Here is a 17,382-nt window from a genome sequence, read left to right as displayed (position 1 = left end):
GAGAGGCGGTCGAGCTCGTCGGCGGCGTGGAAGCACCAGACCCTGCCACTGCCCGCAGCTCCTGGTGGGCTCGGCCGTGCGCCGTCACGGCGGCTCGCGGCGCATGGGCGGCCACTACCGCAAGCTAGGCACGGACGATCGCATGGGGATGGTGCTCCGCGCCCAGGGGCCGGAGCTCGTCCCCGCGCCGTGCGTCTCCTCCTCGCGGTGGATCGGTTCGCCCGACCCGGTCAGGGGCGTGCCCGTCCCGCCGCGTCGGGTGGCGACGATCTCCGCCGCGATGGACAGGGCCGTCTCCTCGGGTGTGCGGGCACCGAGATCGAGGCCGATCGGCGACCGCAGCCGGTCCAACTCCCCTTCGGTCAGGCCCGCTTCCCGCAGCCGTCGTTCCCGGTCGGCGTGCGTACGCCGTGAGCCCAGCGCACCGACGAACGCGGCCGGCATCCGCAGGGCCACTTCCAGCAGAGGTACGTCGAACTTGGCGTCGTGGGTGAGCACGCACAGCACCGAACGCGCGTCGGTCGCGGTGGCCCGAAGGTAGCGGTGCGGCCAGTCGACCACGACGTCGTCGGCCTCGGGGAAACGGGCCTCGGTGGCGAAGACGGCGCGGGCGTCGCACACGGTCACGTGGTAGCCGAGGAACTTGCCCACCCGTACGAGTGCCGCCGCGAAGTCGATCGCCCCGAAAACGATCATACGGGGCGGCGGCACACTCGACTCGACGAGCAGGGTCAGGCCGCCGGGGCAGCGCGAGCCGTCCGCCGACAGCTCGACCGTGCCGGTGCGGCCGGCGTCCAGCAGAGCACGGGCTTCACCGGCCGCCGTACGGTCCAGTTCCACGTGCCCGCCGAGTCCGCCTTCGTACGAGCCTGCCCCGGACTCCGCCCGGGAGGGACGGGAGGGCTCCCCTACCGCTTCGCTCGGCCGCACGAGCAGTGCCGTGCCGAGGAGTTCGGCGGGGCCGCGTACAACGCGGGCGACGGCTGCCGGCTCGCCCCGGGCGGCGGCCGACAGGGCCGACCGGAGCACCGGCCGCGCGGGCGCGTCCGTGCCGACCGGGGTGACCATGATGTCGATGATCCCGCCGCAGGTCAGCCCGACCGCGAAGGCGTCCTCGTCGCTGTAGCCGAACCGTTCGACGACCGTCTCGCCGTCCTGGAGCGCTCGGACGCAGAGGTCGTACACCGCTCCCTCCACGCAGCCGCCTGAGACCGAGCCGATGACCGTGCCCTCGCTGTCGACGGCGAGGGCGGCGCCGGGTCCGCGCGGGGCACTGCCGCCGACGGCCACGACGGTGGCGACGGCGAACGCGCGGCCCTCCTCCATCCAGCGGCGCAGTTCAACGGCGAGATCAAGCATGGACGCCTGCCATCAGGACGCGGTCGGGGCGGATCGGCAGGTCCCGGTGGCGTACGCCGGTCGCGTGCCAGACCGCGTTGGCGACGGCCGCGGCGGCGCCCACGATGCCGATCTCGCCGATGCCCTTGATGCCGACCGGGTCGTCGGGGTCCGGGTCGTCGATCCAGTCCGCCTCGATGGCCGGAACGTCGGCGTGGGCGGCGACGTGATAGCCGGCGAGGTCGGCGCCGTAGTGGCTGCCCAAGGCCCGGTCACGGACCGCCTCCTCGTGCAGGGCCATGGAGATGCCCCAGGTCATGCCGCCGACGAACTGGTTTCGGGCGGTGAGCGGGTTGACGATCCGGCCCGCCGCGAAGATGCCGAGCATCCGGCGCACCCGGACCTCGCCGGTGGCGGGGTCGACGGCGACCTCGGCGAACTGGGCGCCGAAGGAGTGCCGTTCCTTCTGGGCGAGGGCGCCGATGGCCTCGGTGGTGTCGGACCGTACGGTGATCCCCTCCGGCGGGATGTCGGCGCCGAGGGCGAGCCGTTCCCGCAGTTCCTCGGCGGCGATCGTGACCGCCCATGCCCAGGAGCGGGTGCCCATCGAGCCGCCGGCGATGAACGCGGGGCCGAGGTCGCTGTCGCCGATGCGTACGCGGACCTGTTCGGGCGCGGTCCGCAGGGCGTCGGCGGCGACCAGAGTCATCGCGGTCCGCGCGCCGGTGCCGATGTCGGCGGCGTTGATCCGCACGGTGTAGGTGCCGTCCGCCTCCGCCGTGACCGCCGCCGTGGACGGGCCGGCGCCCGCCGGATAGGAGGCGGCCGCCGTGCCGGTGCCGAGCAGCCAACGCCCCTCGCGGCGCAGGCCGGGGCGCGGGTCGCGGTCGGCCCAGCCGAACCTCCGGGCGCCTTCCCGGAAGCAGGCGATCAGGTGGCGTCCGCTGAACGGCAGCCCGGACACCGGGCCCTTTGTCGGGTCGTTGCGGGCGCGCAGTTCGATCGGGTCGAGGCCGCACTTCTCGGCGAGTTCGTCGATCGCGGACTCCAGTGCGAACGACCCCGGTGCTTCACCTGGCGCGCGCATCCAGGTCGGGGTCGGCACGTCGAGCCGCACGAGCCGGTTGGCGGTGTGGTGGGCGTCGGCGCCGTACATGGTCCGGGCCGGGCCGGCGGCCGACTCGATGAACTCGTGCACGGTGGAGGTGGCGTTCAGGGAGCGGTGTTCCAGCGCGCGCAGCCGGCCGTCGGCGTCGGCGCCGAGCCGCAGGCGCTGCCGGGTGGGGCTGCGGTAGCCGGCGAGCGAGAACATCTGCCGGCGGGTCATGATCACCCGTACCGGGCGGTGCAGTTCGGTCGCGGCCATCACGGCGGCCACCTGGTGGGCGCGGACGCCCTTGCTGCCGAAGCCGCCGCCGACGTGTTCGGAGCGCACCCGGACCGAGGCCGGGTCGAGCGAGAACATCTCCGCGAGTTCGCTCGCGACCCAGAAGGTGCCCTGGTTGGAGTCGACGAGTTCGAGCCGCCCGCCGTCCCAGCGGGCCGTCGCCGCGTGCGGCTCCATCGGGTTGTGATGCTCTTCCGGGGTGGTGTACTCGGCGTCCACGACGACCGCGGACGCGGCGAGTTCGGACTCCAGGTCGCCCTTCTCGATCACCGCCGGACCGTGGTTGTCGACCGGGTACGCGTCGGGGTGCTCGTCGGTGAAGTCGACGTCGTGCGGCTCCTGTTCGTAGTGCACGACCAGCGCTTCGGCGGCCTCCCGGGCCTGTTCGGAGGTGTCGGCGACGACCAGTGCCACCGGCCAGCCCGCGTGCGGCACCCGGTCGTGCTGGAAGACGGCCGCGGTCGGGTCCGGCACGCCCAGCAGACCGACGTACCCGGTCTCGACCCGCGGGGCGTTGCCGTGGTGCAGGACGGCGGCCACGCCGGGCATGGCGAGGACGTCGGCGGTGTCGATGGAGCGGATACGGCCGCGGGTGACCGTGGACAGCACCAGCCAGCCGTGCGCGAGGTCGGCGAACGGGATCTCGCCGGCGTAGCGGGCGGTTCCGGTGACCTTGTCGCGGCCCTCGACGCGCGTGTGCGCGGTGCCGACGGCGTTCTCGCGTGCCGTGGGGGCGGTGGTCATCGGGCGGCCTCCTCGGCGAGTTCGGTCAGCACGGCCACGACGAGGTTGCGCACGAGGGTCACCTTGTATGCGTTGTGCGGCAGGGGCTTCGCCGCGGCGAGTTCGGCGTTCGCGGCGGCGGCGAAGGTCTCGGCGTCGGCGGACGCCCCGGTCAGGACGCGTTCGGCCGCCGTTGCCCGCCACGGCCGGGACGCGACCGCCCCGAAGGCGAGGCGTACGTCGTGTACGACGCCGTCCCGGACGTCGAGCGCGGCGGCGATGGAGCCGATGGCGAAGGCGTACGAGGCACGCTCGCGCACCTTGCGGTAGCGGGAGTGGGCGGCCACCGGAGCGGGCGGCAGGGTGACGCCGGTGATCAGCGCGCCCGGTGGCAGCGCGGTCTCGCGGTGCGGGGTGTCGCCGACCGGCAGGTAGAAGTCGGCGAGGGGCACCTCGCCGGGGCCGTCGGCGGTTTCGTACGAGACAACCGCGTCGAGGGCGGTCAGCGCGACACCCATGTCCGAGGGGTGGGTGGCCACGCAGTGCTCGGAGGCGCCCAGGACGGCGTGGTTGTGGTGCTCGCCCTGGATCGCGGGGCAACCGCTGCCGGGCACACGCTTGTTGCAGGGCTTGGTCACGTCGGTGAAGTAGCCGCAGCGGGTGCGCTGGAGCAGGTTGCCGCCGACGGTGGCCATGTTGCGCAGCTGACCGGAGGCGCCGGCCAGTACGGCCTGGGCCAACGCCGGGTAGCGGCGGCGGACTTCGGGGTGGGCGGCGAGGTCGCTGTTGGTGACGGTGGCACCGATGCGCAGTCCGCCGTCCGCCGTCACCTCGATGCCGTCCAGCGGCAGTTCGCGGACGTCGACCAGGCGGGCGGGCCGCTCGACGCCGGTCTTCATCAGGTCGACGAGGTTGGTGCCGCCGCCCAGGAAGCGGGCGTCGGGGTCGGCGTCGAGCAGGGCGAGGGCGCCGGAGACGTCGAGGGCCCGGTCGTACGTGAACTCCCTCATGCTGCCGCCTCCCCGGTTTTCGCCTCCGCTGCCCGGGCCACGGCCTGGACGATCGACACGTACGCTCCGCAGCGGCACAGGTTGCCGCTCATCCGTTCCCGGATCTCCTCGGCGCTCAGGGGTGGTGGTCCGGCCTCGGGGCGGACGTCGTCGGTGACGGCGCTGGGCCAGCCGGCCGCGTGTTCCTCGATCACCGCGATCGCCGAGCAGATCTGGCCGGGTGTGCAATAGCCGCACTGGTAGCCGTCCAGGTCGAGGAACGCCTGCTGCACCGGGTGCAGTCGGTCGCCCTCGGCCAGGCCCTCGATGGTGGTGATCTCACGTCCTTCGGCGGCCACGGCAAGTTGCAGACAGGAGACCGCCCGGCGCCCGTCGAGCAGTACCGTGCAGGCTCCGCACTGCCCCTCGTCGCAGCCCTTCTTGGTACCGGTCAGGTCGAGGCGCTCGCGCAGGGCGTCGAGCAGGGTGGTGCGATGGTCGACGGGCAGAGGGTGCTTCTCACCGTTGATGTTCAGGGTGATGTCGCTGAACGTCGACGAGGGGGCTGGGGCCATGTTCAGCCTTCTTTCACGTGTCCCGGACACGTCGGGGCGTCAGTCCGACGCTAGAGTGAGCTCAAGCGGACAGCTGTCCGCTATCGGTCCGAACGTAGTGGACAACTGTCCGTTTCTCAAGGACCGTTCTCGGACACGAGCCGGCGAGGAGGACGAGTGCGACAGAAGAACGACCCGCACCTGCGCTCGGACGCGCAACGCAACCGCGAACGCATTCTGGAAGTGGCCCTCGCCGAGCTTTCCCGGGCCGCCGACACCCCGCTGAGCGCGATCGCCAAGAAGGCGGGTGTCGGCCAGGGCACGTTCTACCGGAACTTCCCCAACCGCGACGCGCTCGTCCTCGAGCTCTACCGGCAGGGGGTACAGCAGATCGCGGACACCGCGTCCGTGCTGCTGGAGACCAGGGAACCCGACCGCGCGTTGCGGGCGTGGATGGACCATCTCGCGCAGTTCGCGATGACCAAGGCCGGCCTGGCGGAGGCGATCCGCCAGGCCACCTCGTCCGGGAAGGCGGCGAAGCCGGGCCACACCCCGGTGACCGAGGCGGCCGGCCTCCTGCTCCGCGCCTGCGAGGAGGCCGGCGCGATCCGTCCCGGCGTCACGCCCGACGACTTCATGCTGGCCATCGCCGGCCTGTGGCAGCTCGCACCGCGCGATGACTGGCAGCCGCAGGCGACGCGCCTGCTGGACATCGTCATGGACGGGTTGCGCGCGGGGGCGCCCGGAATCCGGGGCCTGCCCGGCGGATCAGGCCGGATGTAGGCAACAGCGCCTCGTGGCACGGGTGAGCGGAGCCCGGCGCCTCCAGACGCGCTCCGCCCCCACGGCCTCGCGTGAGCCAACCCAGAGCTTCCGACACTCGCCTCAGCAATCGGCGTACTCGACGGTGCCGTCGCCGTCGTCGTCGTACGCGATGCTGGTGAAGTTGTCCAACGACGTCCAGCCGTAGTTCGAGCCCACCTCGGTCCGCAGGTACACCCACCAGTGCGAGGTGGCGCTGTTCCACTTGAGGCACCGGACCCAGACCCAGTCGCCGGCCGAGATCGCAGCGCGGTTGTCGCATCCGGAGTAGTCGCTGTTCTTGAGGTGGGTGGATATGGTGATGGATCCGCCCCCTTCGCCGTTCGCACTGGGGTTCCAGGTGGTACAGGCTGCCGCTGAGGCCGACGGTGTGACCGCCACGGTCATGCCGAACATCATCAGGCCGGTGGTCAGGACGGACGCGAACAGCCTCAGCGGACGGCGGTGTGAAACGTTGCGCAACACGCAGATCCCCTCTCACTCACGAACAGTCGAACGGTCGTTTGTCGGACCGAAGTTATGGCGCGGCGGCATGTGTGAGCGTTATCAGACAGCGACGGCTGATTAGCAACGCGTGCCAGGCCGGATTACGCCTCACCACCAGATCGAGCGGAGGGCCAGAATGTCGGCCCACGGGGGTGCTGCACGTGTTCGAGACGGTGTACAGCAGTGACGAGTGGCCGCCGGACGAGAGATTCGACCGCTGGCGCGAGATGATCACCCAGTCGTATCTGCCGTCCGTGGTCAGCTGCGATGAAGCCGCCGACTTCCGCGGCGTGGCCAGGGTGTTGCAGGCCGGGCCGGTGCATGTGGCGACGCTGAGACTTCCCGCACTGCAGGTGCTGCGCACGCCGGTGCATGTGCGCAGGTTCGATCCGGATCAGTACCAGCTGGCCGTGACGCTGCAGGGACGGCGGACCATGGCGCAACGTGGACTTGAGGTCGCACCGGAGGTGGGGGACCTCGTGCTCAACGACTCCTCGCATCCGTACGAGTCGTGGATGCTGCCTGACAGGGGCGCGGTCGAGACGATCACTGTGGGCATACCACGCGCCGCCCTGCCCCTGCCACGGATGAAGGTCGACCGGCTGCTCGCTGCGCCGATGACCGGCGGTACGGGGCTCGGGGGGCTCCTCGCGCAGTTCCTGGTGCACCTGGTCGCCGAGTCGGAGTCATACCGTCCGCAGGACACCGTACGGCTGGGCACGGTGGTCCTGGACCTTGCCACGGCAGTGCTGGCTCATCGCACGGAGTCCGGCGGCGCTGTCCCGCCGGAGAGCCGTCAGCGCGTACTGCTGGTCAGCATCAATGCCTTCATCGAGCGCCGGCTGGGCACCGTCCAGCTGTCGCCCGCCCTCGTCGCCGCCGCGCACCACATCTCCGTACGCCAACTCCACCGGCTCTTTCTGCCCCAGGGGACGACGGTGAGCGAGTGGATCCGGCACCGCAGGCTGGAGCGTTGCCGCCGCGATCTCCTCGACCCCCGACTCGCCGAGCTGCCGGTCCACGCGGTGGGGGCACGGTGGGGTTTCAGGTGTGCGGCGGACTTCAGCCGGGCTTTCAAGACCGCCTACGGGACCCCACCGGGCGACTACCGGCGGCGAAACCGGCCGGGGCCGACCAAGCGGCGGGACTGAAGCCTCCCGACCGGTGCCTGCCTCAGTAACCCTCGTTGGCGTCGATAGTCTGTGCTAGTGGTTGATGCTTCGCTGGGATTCATGATTGACGCCGATCACGGCCAGTTCTACGTCCAAGACCTTGACCCCTATGACGCGTGGATCGCCGAACACGCGACGGACCCGGACCTGGCGCCCGCTGGCTGGACGGAAGAAGCGGTCTACCTCCATCGCATCGGCGTTGAACCGCACTCAATCTCCATCGGCACAGCTCGGGACGACATGGTCGAGTCCCTGATCACCGTTCACGCCTCCGCACCCGCGGCGGATCCGACAGCCGAGCACATCGTGGAGACCGACCTTGACGCCCCGACCGGTCAGCTCACCATGTCCAGCCCAGGCACCGACCCCGCCGATGGGCCGCGCCTGGCTGTTCCCGCTGGATTGCTACGTGTTCGGGTTTCCTACGTTTCGGCCGAACCACCGCCGGCCGACACCGACGGAGGTCCCGGTGACCACTTTCTGTATCAGATAGATCTCTGGCCATCCGACCGGACTCACGGACTCGTCGTCGTTAAGCAGGGGCCAGGCATCTGGGCAGGGTAGGTCGTCGCCCCCTGCTCGCCCATCGGCCAAGTGCGAGGTTGTCGAGACCGACGATGCCGCTGATCGCGTGATGGACGCCGTCGCCCTTCAAGCGGCAATCGCGCAGGATCTTCCAGGTCTTCATGCGGGCGAAGACGTGCTCGACACGGGCGCGGACCTGTTTGTGTGACTTGTTGTGGGCGGCCTTCCAGCCTGGTGCCCGTTACCGAGAGATCCGAACGGCGGGTTCGGAGAGCGGTCCGGGGAAACGGGTCGGGAGTAATCCTGACACCGCGCCCCCGGGCCGACTCACCAGGTCGTCACGGACGCTGCGAAGCAGGTGCAGGCGAAGCAGATCGTGCCGAGGATCGGGCTGCCCGCGCCGACTCGGAGACCGAGGGGACGCGGGGAAGCAGAAGCAGCCGGCGGCGGTGCTCGCCGGCGCCGGCAAGGCGTGTCCCGCCGAGCGGTGGCGGCCCGGGGGCGGTGGTGCCCCCGGGCGTGAGTGACATGTCAGGTCAGGTGAGCCAGGAGTTGGAGGCGCAGGCGGAGGCGGTGACCCACACGTGGGACATGATGTTGTCGTCCACGGGGCCCACGGTGGTGCCGTCGCGCTTCTGGAACCTGTTGTCCTGCAGGTTGTCCGCGTACTTCTCGCCCGGTGCGAGGCAGGTGTACCCGTCCACGTCGCTCTGTCCCCTCTTGTAGTAGAACGCAACGACGTCCTTGCCGCCGATCGTTCCGCTGTTCATGACGGACGAGGCCTTGTTCTCGTCACCACTGGTGAACGGGCCGAGGTTGTCAGACCAGTCGGGGTCGTTGCCCTGGGTTACCCCGAGCAGTGTGCCCTGGCAGTCGGGGTCGGCCCAGGCACGGACGTTTCCGTCCCTTCCCGGCCACTTCGCGTTGCAGCCGGCTCCCTGGACCGAGGCCTGAGCGGAGGTGGCCGGTACCGCCAGGCCGAGCGCCGCCAGGCCGATGACCGCGGCGGCTGAAGCGAACTTTCGCATGATTCTCCCTATTTGTATGCCTCGTTCGAGGCGCGCCGGTCCTCTGCCGGACCGGCGAAATCTGTGGGGTCAGGTCCGGGGGCCGACGATGCCCGCCGCCCGGACGTATGCCTCGCGCTCGATGCGGCGGCTCGTGTCCAGCGCCTGGCCGTACCGGCCGCGCAAGGCGTTCACGCAGTGCCTCTCGCGTTCCTTGCCGATGGCTGCCAGCTGTGCGGTGCGGGCGCAGGTGGCATCGGCGACGGCGAGTTGTCGCTCGGCTGCGAACGTCTTGTCGGACGTGCTGCGCAACGCCCGTTCCTTCGCTGCCTGACGTGCCTCTCCCGGGTCCTTGTAGGGGTGGCCCGCACGTTCCATGCACGTCGACCAGACGCGCAGCGCCGCGACGAACTTCTTGTCCCGCATCACCTGGGGGACGTAGAGCGGCTGCAGATTCGAGGCGATCTTGTTGGCCCGGAACCACACCACCGGATCCCCGTACAGCCGTTTCTCGGCCTCGGCCACGCATCCGCCCATCTGTCTGCGGATAGTGCCACCGTTCGGGAGCGCGGCCGTGATCTCCGGCGCGTCGATCCCCCCGTCCAGAGCGTCGTCGTACGCCTTGCGCCGCTCTTTTGAAAGGCCTTTGCGGTAGACGAGATTGGGGTTGGTGAGCCGTGCGCGGTCTTCCTTGGCCGCGATACGGCTGCCGTACCCGTGCTTGCGGGCCCAGGCGACATCGTCCGCCACATAGCCGAGCGTCCGACTTTCCTCCAGACTCGGCCGCTCCGCCTCCCAGTACGTGAAGCCTTGCCGGTTCAGACACTGCTTGATCAGCCGCTGCTCGGCATCCGCGATCCGCAGCTCCTGCGCGTCGGTGATGCCTTCGTCGACCGTCGCGGCCTTGACCCGTGCGGCCGGTGAGGTGCGGTGGGCCGCATCGGTGTCTGCCGTGCAGCCGGTCAGGACGAGGGAGGCCAGTGCGGCGATCACACCCACCGTGGTGGTCGCGCGTGCTGTGCTGCGTCCACTCGGTACCACCGTCCAGCGTGAGGCGTCGGCGCGCTTCATCGGCATCCTCCCCGGGCGAATTCGAACTGGGTTGTTCCTACGAACCGTTGACGCCCTGGAAGGCACATCCGTATGACCTGGACCGTGGATTTGTTTTCTTGTGCCTGGAGTCGTACGAGGACTGCGCGGACACTGTCTTCCAGTACGCCTGGTGCTGTGTCCTCGCGGGAGCTGACGGTGGCTGTCGGGCCGGGCTCGGGCAGGTCGATGACCGCCCAGTCGTAGAAGCGGTGGCCTTTGGCGCCGGCCCCGGCCGACAGCTTCTTCCAGGCCCGCTTGGGCACCCTTGCGGCCGGGGCACCGGCGCGGAACTTCCCTGCGCGGGTGGCGACTTCGGCTGAGCAGGCGACGGGCAGCACGTAGCCGATCTCGCGTTCTTCCAGGGCCGTCCGCAGTGTCGGCTTGCCGCCGTAGACCTCGTCGCCCGCGACCCAGCCCACGCGGTGCCCGGCGTCGAGGAACCGGCCGATCATGCGGGCGGCCGGCTCCGGCTTGGTCGCAGAAGCGGTGTCCTCGTCCAGTCCCGCGGCCCGGCAGCGGTCCGGGGCGCACGTCCACGAGCGCGGGATGTACAGCTCCCGGTCCACCGCCGCGTGCCCGCGCAGTCCCGTGTAGACGAGGTGGACGGCGACCTGGGAGTTTTCGATTCTGCCGGCGGTGCCGGTGTACTGGCGCTGGACCCCGACGGTGTGCATGCCCTTTGCGCCCGGCGGCCGGGCGGCGAATCCGGATTCCCGTGCCGTCCATGACCCCGCTCTGCCCGCTCGGGCCGGCAGCGGGTCCCGTCCACGATGTCGGGTCTCCCGGCGGCGCAATGCCCGGCCACCGACACGCGTTGCCGACCCAGCCCACCTGCGGGTTGTGATCATCGGTGCGACTGTCGGCAGACGTTCGTTTCCCGACGCTTCAGCCGCGGCGCCACCGCTCAATGCGCTTCTGCCAGGCCCGATCGTCCGTGGTCTCCAGGAAGCCGCGGTGGTTGATGAGCAGGTACACCTCGTCGGCCGACGCTTCGCTGGTGTTGAGGATGAGGGGTTGGCCGGCGTTGAGCAGGCCGCCGAGGAAGCGGCCGTAGAGGTGGGTGAAGCGGGTTTCTGCCGCGGTGATGTCCGCGCGGGTGAGGGTGAGATCGCCGTTGTCGGACCAGCTGGTGAGCACGAGCAGGTCGGGGTGCAGGACGATCCGGCCGCGGCGCTGGAAGAGAGTCTTTTGGTTGACGCCGGCGGCAATCTTGGCCGCTGCTCGCTTCTCCCTCAACTCGTGGGCGGTGGCGCCGATGTAGTCGGCCTCGGCGAGGGGTGTGCCGATGTCGTTCATGGGCTTCCTCCGGAGGGGTTCGTTCGTACGGTCCGCAGGGGGTGCGCGGATCACGGGCGTCAGGAGGTGCGCGACCAGAAGGCGCAGCGGTGTTCGGCCGCCGCGTCCACGCCGGAGAGCGTGTTCCGAGCCAGCTGCTGGGTGTGCGGGAAGGGCGGCCAGCCGTCGCCGGGCGTACCAGTTCTGGCGAACGTCGTCCATGCGGCGATCATGCGTCGGGACAGGGCGGCCTGCCCGTCGTCGAGGCGGAGGTCGCCCATGCCGAACAGGTAGGGCAGCTCCGCACTGTGGTAGGCGCCCAGCGGAAAGTCGGGGCGGAGGTCGGGGGCGGGTGGGTGGCGGTCGGCGAACTCGTAGCTGTAGACCGGAACATGCCGGGCCAGCAGCCGGTCGGCGGCCAGGGTGGGGCACACCCAGCTGTGGTCGGTGCCGACCTTGGCCCAGGCCAGTGCGGGCGTGGCACCGGGCGGGTACTCGCGGGCGATGCGGGCCGCTTTCCGCCGGCCGTAGGTCTCGGTGAGCAGGCGGCGGTAGTCCGCTGCCGTCATCGGTCCGTCCAGCGTGAACAGGGCGGCAAACAGTCGGTGTTCATCACGGGTGTTGCCCTGCAGCACGGGCACGCGGTGGACGTTGCCGGCGGCGAGGGCGCGGGCCGGCGACTGTGGCAGGACACTCGTCCCGTAGGCGGGCTGGTGGAAGCGCCCGTTGAGGGACAACACGTCCTTGGCGGGCTTGTCGCGCAGGCACTTCAGGCTGCGGCAGCCCAGGGCGCCGCGGCCCTTGGCGGCCAGCTTGTCCTGGGGGGCGAAATAGGTGGCGGCGGGGTCGCCGGGCGCGATCGTGTTCTTGGGCCAGTTCTGCAGGCAGGAGCCGCTTTGGATGACCGCGCGGTGGAAGAGTCCGGCGGCCTTGGGCGAGCTGAGCTGGGCGCACACGCTCGCGCCTCCGGAGGACTCGCCCATGAGCGTGACATTGCCGGGATCACCGCCGAACGCGGCAGCGTTGTCCCGTACCCAGCGCAGCGCCGCCTGCTGGTCCTGGAGGCCGAAGGCCCCGGAGTCAGGCAGGTCCGGATGGGCGAAGAAGCCCAGGGCGCCCAGGCGCGAGTTGACAGTCACGACCGTGACGTCGCCCTGCCGGGCCATCCGGGTGGCGTCGTACTGATCCCCGGAGCCCGAGCTGAAGGCCCCGCCGTGCAACCACACCACGACGGGCCGCGGGGCCGCGCGCTCCGCTCCGTCAGCGGGCGTGGTGACGTTGAGGTACAGGCAGTCCTCCGCGGAGTCCGCCACCTCTGGCTGCGCGCAGGCCGGCCCGGGTTCGGCAGCCGTCCGCGTGCCGCTCCAGGTGGGTGGCGCGGCCGGGGGTTGCCAGCGCAGCGGGCCGACCGGAGGCGCCGCGTAAGGGATGCCCTGATAGGTCGTGACGCCGTCGGCGGTTACCCCTTCCAGGCGGCCCTGGCGGGTACGGGCGATGTCCGACCAGGCCTCGGGGTGCTGACCGTGGGCACGTTGCCTCTGCGGGGCCTGCCCAGCCGTCGCCGGCGAGGTCTGCACCGCATCCGCTGTGCCCATCACCGCCACGAGGATGGCTGCGCCCAGCGCGGCGCCGGCAGTGGAGCGTCGCTTCGGCATGGTCCAGCCCTCCCCCGCTTGCCGCTGCGGCGTGCAGACGGCCCATCGTTCCAATACGTTCGTATTGTTAAAGCGACATTAGGCTGATTCGCCCAGGAAGGCAACCACGAGGAAGGCAGGTGCCCGTCGACGTGCCACGACAGGTAGACCACAAGGCCCGCCGGGACCAGATCGCCGAGGCGCTGCTGGACATCGTCGCCGATCATGGCCTGGAAGCGATCTCCGTGCGGGCCGTGGCGGCACAGGCGGGCGTCTCAACCGGGCGCATCCAGCACTACTTCGCCAACAAGGACGCCCTGCTCGCCTATGCGATCGAGTACCAGGACTGGCTGGTCCAGCAGCGGTGGAACGAGCAGGCATGGCCCGGGGGCGAGCCCACCCCCCGGGAGGCGCTGCGCTGGGTGCTGCTGGAAACGATTCCCAGGGACGATCGGCGCCGCCGCGAGTGGCTCGTCGGCGTCGCGTACCTCATCCGCATGCTGGCGAACCCCACCCTGCGAGCCCTCTACGTCGACGGGCTGCCCCGCCTCTACCAGCTCCTCGCCGACCTCGTCCGCACGGCCCAGGAAGCCGGCGACATCGCGCCGGACCGCGACCCCGACAGAGAAGCGGAACTGCTCTTCGGCCTCGCCGACTCGCAGGGTCCACCTGTCGTCCTGGGCCTGCGTACCCCCGAACAAGCCACCGCTGCCATCGACTACTACCTTGACCACCTGTTCCAGTAACCGCCGACGGCGGCGCGTCCGGGAAACCACGGCGATCCAGCGCGCCGCACGGGAGCGGCAGCCGCAGAGCCATCACCGATTCGCAGGTCAGGAGGGAAGGTGTGGCACGAGGTCACTCTCGTGTCGGCCAGTTCCGCAGAGGCCTGCCATGCGGCGGCGGCTCTGTCAGGGCCCTGAACGTGCCGGTAGGTGATCAGGCAGACGACGAGCCCGAGGAACGCCTCGCGGATGTCGTCGCGTTCCCAGCGGACACGCAGGCGGCGGAAGCCGTGCAGCCAGGAGATCGTCCGCTCGACGACCCAACGGAAGGTGCCCAGGCCAGGCCCGTACGGCTGTCCCCGCTGGGCGATCGCGGGCCGTACGCCCGCCGACCATCGTGGGTGCCTTCGTGGCACTGCCCACCGCCCCACCAGGTCAAGGAACCGAAAGAACCGGCTGACCCTCCTGGCTCGCCGTGGCCGACGGGCCGTTCGCCGGGCCTCGGACAAGGAGATCTGCTGCCGTGGCCGTCGACCATCGTGTGAAGCCCGCGCCGCGGCCTTCCGCTGCGGTCCGTGTGGGTACACGGCGTACCGGACCACTCACGAGCCGACTCCCAGCCCGACGCGGGTGATGAGGCGCGTCAGCGCCGAGCGGGAAGGTACCGACAGCTTGCGGTAGACCGAGGACAGATGCGTTTCAACGGTGCGCCGGCTGAGGTGGAGTCGGGCGGCGATGTCCTGGTTGCTCAGCCCCTCCGCCAGGAGTCCGGCCACCTCGACCTCACGTGTCGTCAGTTCTGCCAGCTCCGCCGGGACGGCGGGCGCGTTGGACATCACCTGAGGGCGGGTCAACTCGGCAAGGTCCACGAGCAGGCGTGCGCCGCCACCGACGGCGATCCGATGGGCGCGATGCCACATGGCGGCGGCGCGCGTACCCTGCCCATCGCGCTGTACCAAGGGTGCTGCGCGCAGGAGGGTGTACGCCTCCCACAGGCTCTGGCCGCAGCGGACGTATTGCTCTGCGGCTGCTTCGAGGAGACGAACAGCCTTGTCGGTGTCGCCGCGGTGTTCGGCCAGCGAGGCCTGGGCTCGGAGGGCGCCTGCGCGCTGACCGTCGAGACCGAGCCGGTCGGCCTCGCGTGTCGCCTGTGCGGCCCAGCGTCCGGCCTGGTCGACGTCACCGGCGGTGAGGGCCGCACCCGTGAGGGTGTCCAGCTGGCCCGGGCGGATCGACGGTTGCAGCAGGGGAAGTTCACGGCCCCCGCCGGCCGCGATGATGGCCTCTTGGGCACGGTGCGGGTCGCCGCTCACGAACGCCGCGTGCCCGAGCATGCACCACGCCAGGCTGGCCCACCAGCCCTTGCTCGCGCTGGTCACCCCGACGGCCTCCTCGGCGGTGGTCAGGGCCCTGCCGTCCCCGAAGGGACGGCCCAGCAGCAGCACCAGCGTCTTGATGGCGAGGGTGAACCCCAAGAGGTCGGGGCTGCCCGCGGCCCGCGCCAGTGTCTCCGCTTCCTCGGCCGCCTCCAGTGCGGACGGCAGGCGGCAGGTGGTGAGGTGGACAAATGCCTTGCTCGTCAGCAGGTGCGGCAGGACGTGGAGCCGACCGCCTCGCCGGGCGATGGCGAGCCCGCGGGTGAAGTGCCGCTCCGCGTCGTCATAGCGCTCCAGCAGGACTTCTGCCCAGGCCAGCCATCCCAGCGACTCACACAGATCCGTGAGGCCGGGGTCGGTCAGCGCATCCACGAGTCGGGACGCGGCGTCGGCGAATCGGGCGGCCGCTTCCGTCTCGCCCTCGTACGCCTCTCCCAGGGCCGCCAGGGCAAGGGCCGCCGCTTCACCCGTGGGGTTGTCGTCGGAACCGGCGATGGAAACGGCTTCTGCCACATCCGCGCGTGCCTCGGGATACGACGCGGTCAGCAGGGCGGACATGCCGAGGGCGAGCCTCAGGGAGACCGCCTGCCCGGGTGACGGGCCCGGTTGGTGGGACAGCTCCCGGAGCAGCAGGGCAGTGGCCTCCGGAGAGTGGCCGAGGTGCCGCTCCATCACGGCGCACTGGGCGATGGCCGCCGTACGGAGGTCGGGATGGTCCTTGCCCGACGTCTCGATCAGGCGGTGCAGCAGGTCCCGGCTCTCTCGAAGGTTCCCGCTGACGCCGAGGGCCTGGGCACGCGCCAGGGCGAGTTCCCCACGCCGTCGGACGTGGTGGGGCGTGTCCGGCATGTGGGCGAGCACGACGTGCAGCAGGTGGGCGGCGGTGGCCGGAGCGGTCGCCGCGCACTGCGCGGCGGCCTCCTCCAGCGTGGCCGCCGCCTCGCCATCCCATCCGGTCATCGACCGTTCGACGTGATGGGCCCGCTCGGTGGCGGGCGCACCACGGCGGGCCAGTGCCTGCGCAGCCCGATGATGCAGCTCGGCCCGCCGACCTCGCCCAATGTTCTCGTAGAGAAGTGCCCGCACGAGCGGGTGGCGGAATGCCAAGCGGCCGCCCGGCCCGGTGCGCAGCGCATGGCCGCCCGGCGCGGTGCGCAGCACATCTCGCGCCGTCAGTGCGCGGATCTGCTCCCCCACCTCCTCCACCTTCTTGCCGGACAGCCCGATTACTTCGGTCACGATGGCGGGTGTGGCATGGTCGCCGAGCACTGCCACCGCCTCGGCAACATGGTGCTGTGGCGCGGTCAGCGTGGACAGCTCGTCGAGCAGCAGGGCTGCGAGCCCGTTGGGTACTCCGACGGCGTCCGTCGTATCGGAGAGGGCGAGGATGGTGTGCAGAGGCGCTCCGCTCCGGTAGGCGTGCAACAGTGCGAGCAGGTAGAGGGGGTTGCCCTCGCTGGCGACGTACAGCTGTTGTGCCTGGTAGGGGGGAATGTCGGAGGCCCACGCGTCGATGGACTCGTCCTCGGGGAGCGGCCCCAGCGCGATGTGGAGTACGTCTGCGCTGTCGGTGCCGCGCGTCAGTGCCGCGGTGAGGGACGTGGGGGTCTGCCGGACCCGCCGGGCCACGGCCAGGAGGACCCGGCCGCGGGCGGGGTGCCGGATCAGGTGATCCACGAGTTCCCGCGACGCGGGGTCCGCCCAGTGCAGGTCGTCGATGGCCAGCACCAGACCACGCTCGCCCAGGCGTGTGAAGAACGCGGTGATCGCACGACGCAGCCCCAAGCGGGCAGCAGCCCCCGAGCCGGACGCCTCGCCCGGGGCCTGCCGGATGCCGTGCAGCGCCAGGTCCAATTCGGGGAAGGCAGGGTCAGCCGCCATGATGGCGGGGTCGACATCGGCCAGCGCGTCGGCGAAAGCCTGGAAAGGGAGGTGCTGTTCGTACTCCGTGGCCCGGCCGCGAAGCACCGTGAAGCCGGCCTGGCGGGCCCTGGCACAGACCTCGCTGAGCAGCCGACTCTTGCCGATGCCGGGTTCGCCGGAGATGTCGACGACCGCCGGTGCCCCGGGCCGGTCCAGACCCGCGAGCAGGGCGTCGAGCCGTGCGAGTTCCGCTGATCTGCCCACCAGTTGTGCCACGCGCTCGCCTCCGCCTTGCCCGCACAGTCGATCTCTGCAGTCCCGTCCATCCTAAAAGGGACCACTGACATACATTGCGGACGAAGCTTCGGCGCGGCAGCAAGCCGGCGTACGTCGGAACACCGTTGTGCACTCGGC

The 17,382-nt window shown here is 70.8% G+C and carries 14 protein-coding genes and 3 pseudogenes; 4 read left to right on the top strand and 13 right to left on the bottom strand.

The window, feature by feature from the left end; translation table 11 throughout:
* Positions 1–114: 114 nt before the first annotated feature.
* Genes OG841_RS46040 through OG841_RS46025 form a run of 4 tightly spaced genes read right to left on the bottom strand, consistent with a single transcriptional unit; the run spans position 115 to position 5,012 of the window.
* Complete coding sequence (locus OG841_RS46040) at positions 115–1,359, bottom strand: XdhC/CoxI family protein (protein WP_365122944.1); 1,245 nt, start codon at positions 1,357–1,359, stop codon at positions 115–117.
* Positions 1,352–3,469 carry a xanthine dehydrogenase family protein molybdopterin-binding subunit gene (locus OG841_RS46035; protein WP_371570271.1) on the bottom strand — a complete coding sequence of 706 codons (2,118 nt, stop codon included), beginning with the start codon at positions 3,467–3,469 and terminating at the stop codon, positions 1,352–1,354. The genes OG841_RS46040 and OG841_RS46035 overlap by 8 nt, the downstream gene beginning before the upstream one ends.
* A complete protein-coding gene (locus OG841_RS46030; protein WP_328635886.1) occupies positions 3,466–4,458 on the bottom strand; it encodes an FAD binding domain-containing protein in 993 nt (330 codons plus the stop codon). The genes OG841_RS46035 and OG841_RS46030 overlap by 4 nt, the downstream gene beginning before the upstream one ends.
* Entirely contained in the window at positions 4,455–5,012 is a 558-nt protein-coding gene (locus tag OG841_RS46025; RefSeq protein WP_365122953.1) for a (2Fe-2S)-binding protein, read from the bottom strand. The genes OG841_RS46030 and OG841_RS46025 overlap by 4 nt, the downstream gene beginning before the upstream one ends.
* Positions 5,013–5,168: 156 nt before the next feature.
* Here OG841_RS46025 and OG841_RS46020 point away from each other — a divergent pair, with 156 nt between their 5' ends.
* Positions 5,169–5,774, top strand: a complete 606-nt coding sequence (locus tag OG841_RS46020) for a TetR/AcrR family transcriptional regulator (protein WP_328635888.1) — start codon at positions 5,169–5,171, stop codon at positions 5,772–5,774.
* A 102-nt stretch (positions 5,775–5,876) separates the two neighbouring features.
* Here the strand turns inward: OG841_RS46020 and OG841_RS46015 are convergent, their stop codons facing one another.
* Positions 5,877–6,278 carry a hypothetical protein gene (locus OG841_RS46015; RefSeq protein WP_371570266.1) on the bottom strand — a complete coding sequence of 134 codons (402 nt, stop codon included), beginning with the start codon at positions 6,276–6,278 and terminating at the stop codon, positions 5,877–5,879.
* A 182-nt stretch (positions 6,279–6,460) separates the two neighbouring features.
* On the opposite strand from OG841_RS46015, the gene OG841_RS46010 reads away from it, so the two are divergent.
* Both OG841_RS46010 and OG841_RS46005 read left to right on the top strand, forming a co-directional pair.
* A complete protein-coding gene (locus OG841_RS46010) occupies positions 6,461–7,450 on the top strand; it encodes a helix-turn-helix domain-containing protein (protein WP_328635890.1) in 990 nt (329 codons plus the stop codon).
* An 81-nt stretch (positions 7,451–7,531) separates the two neighbouring features.
* Positions 7,532–8,035, top strand: coding sequence for a hypothetical protein (locus OG841_RS46005; protein WP_371570264.1), 504 nt, complete (start codon positions 7,532–7,534; stop codon positions 8,033–8,035).
* Here the strand turns inward: OG841_RS46005 and OG841_RS46000 are convergent.
* The 6 genes and pseudogenes from OG841_RS46000 to OG841_RS45975 form a co-directional block, all read right to left on the bottom strand.
* Positions 8,004–8,231: pseudogene (locus OG841_RS46000) on the bottom strand (transposase); the annotation flags it as partial. The gene OG841_RS46005 and the pseudogene OG841_RS46000 overlap by 32 nt on opposite strands.
* A gap of 301 nt (positions 8,232–8,532) precedes the next feature.
* Complete coding sequence (locus OG841_RS45995) at positions 8,533–9,024, bottom strand: hypothetical protein (protein ID WP_328635892.1); 492 nt, start codon at positions 9,022–9,024, stop codon at positions 8,533–8,535.
* A 69-nt stretch (positions 9,025–9,093) separates the two neighbouring features.
* Positions 9,094–10,074: a hypothetical protein gene (locus OG841_RS45990; RefSeq protein WP_371570261.1), complete on the bottom strand. Its 981-nt coding sequence runs from the start codon at positions 10,072–10,074 to the stop codon at positions 9,094–9,096.
* Between the two features lie 185 nt (positions 10,075–10,259).
* A pseudogene (locus OG841_RS45985) lies at positions 10,260–10,775 on the bottom strand (IS701 family transposase); the annotation flags it as partial.
* Between the two features lie 205 nt (positions 10,776–10,980).
* Positions 10,981–11,391 (bottom strand): hypothetical protein, encoded by a 411-nt coding sequence (locus tag OG841_RS45980; RefSeq protein ID WP_371570258.1) that lies wholly within the window; start codon positions 11,389–11,391, stop codon positions 10,981–10,983.
* Positions 11,392–11,450: 59 nt separating this feature from the next.
* Entirely contained in the window at positions 11,451–13,025 is a 1,575-nt protein-coding gene (locus OG841_RS45975) for a carboxylesterase/lipase family protein (RefSeq protein WP_371570255.1), read from the bottom strand.
* 131 nt (positions 13,026–13,156) lie between these two features.
* Here OG841_RS45975 and OG841_RS45970 point away from each other — a divergent pair, with 131 nt between their 5' ends.
* Positions 13,157–13,750: a TetR/AcrR family transcriptional regulator gene (locus OG841_RS45970; RefSeq protein WP_371570252.1), complete on the top strand. Its 594-nt coding sequence runs from the start codon at positions 13,157–13,159 to the stop codon at positions 13,748–13,750.
* Between the two features lie 173 nt (positions 13,751–13,923).
* On the opposite strand, the pseudogene OG841_RS45965 reads toward OG841_RS45970, so the two are convergent.
* Both OG841_RS45965 and OG841_RS45960 read right to left on the bottom strand, forming a co-directional pair.
* Positions 13,924–14,115 (bottom strand): annotated as a pseudogene (locus OG841_RS45965) (transposase); the annotation flags it as partial.
* Between the two features lie 216 nt (positions 14,116–14,331).
* Positions 14,332–17,244 (bottom strand): helix-turn-helix transcriptional regulator, encoded by a 2,913-nt coding sequence (locus tag OG841_RS45960; protein ID WP_365122966.1) that lies wholly within the window; start codon positions 17,242–17,244, stop codon positions 14,332–14,334.
* Between the last annotated feature and the right edge of the window lie 138 nt (positions 17,245–17,382).

Origin of the sequence: Streptomyces canus (assembly GCF_041435015.1) — a bacterium.
In the GTDB taxonomy this organism is placed as follows: Bacteria; Actinomycetota; Actinomycetes; order Streptomycetales; family Streptomycetaceae; genus Streptomyces; species Streptomyces canus_G.
Note: the sequence above shows the minus strand (reverse complement) of the source record. Positions and strands in the feature narration are given on the sequence as shown.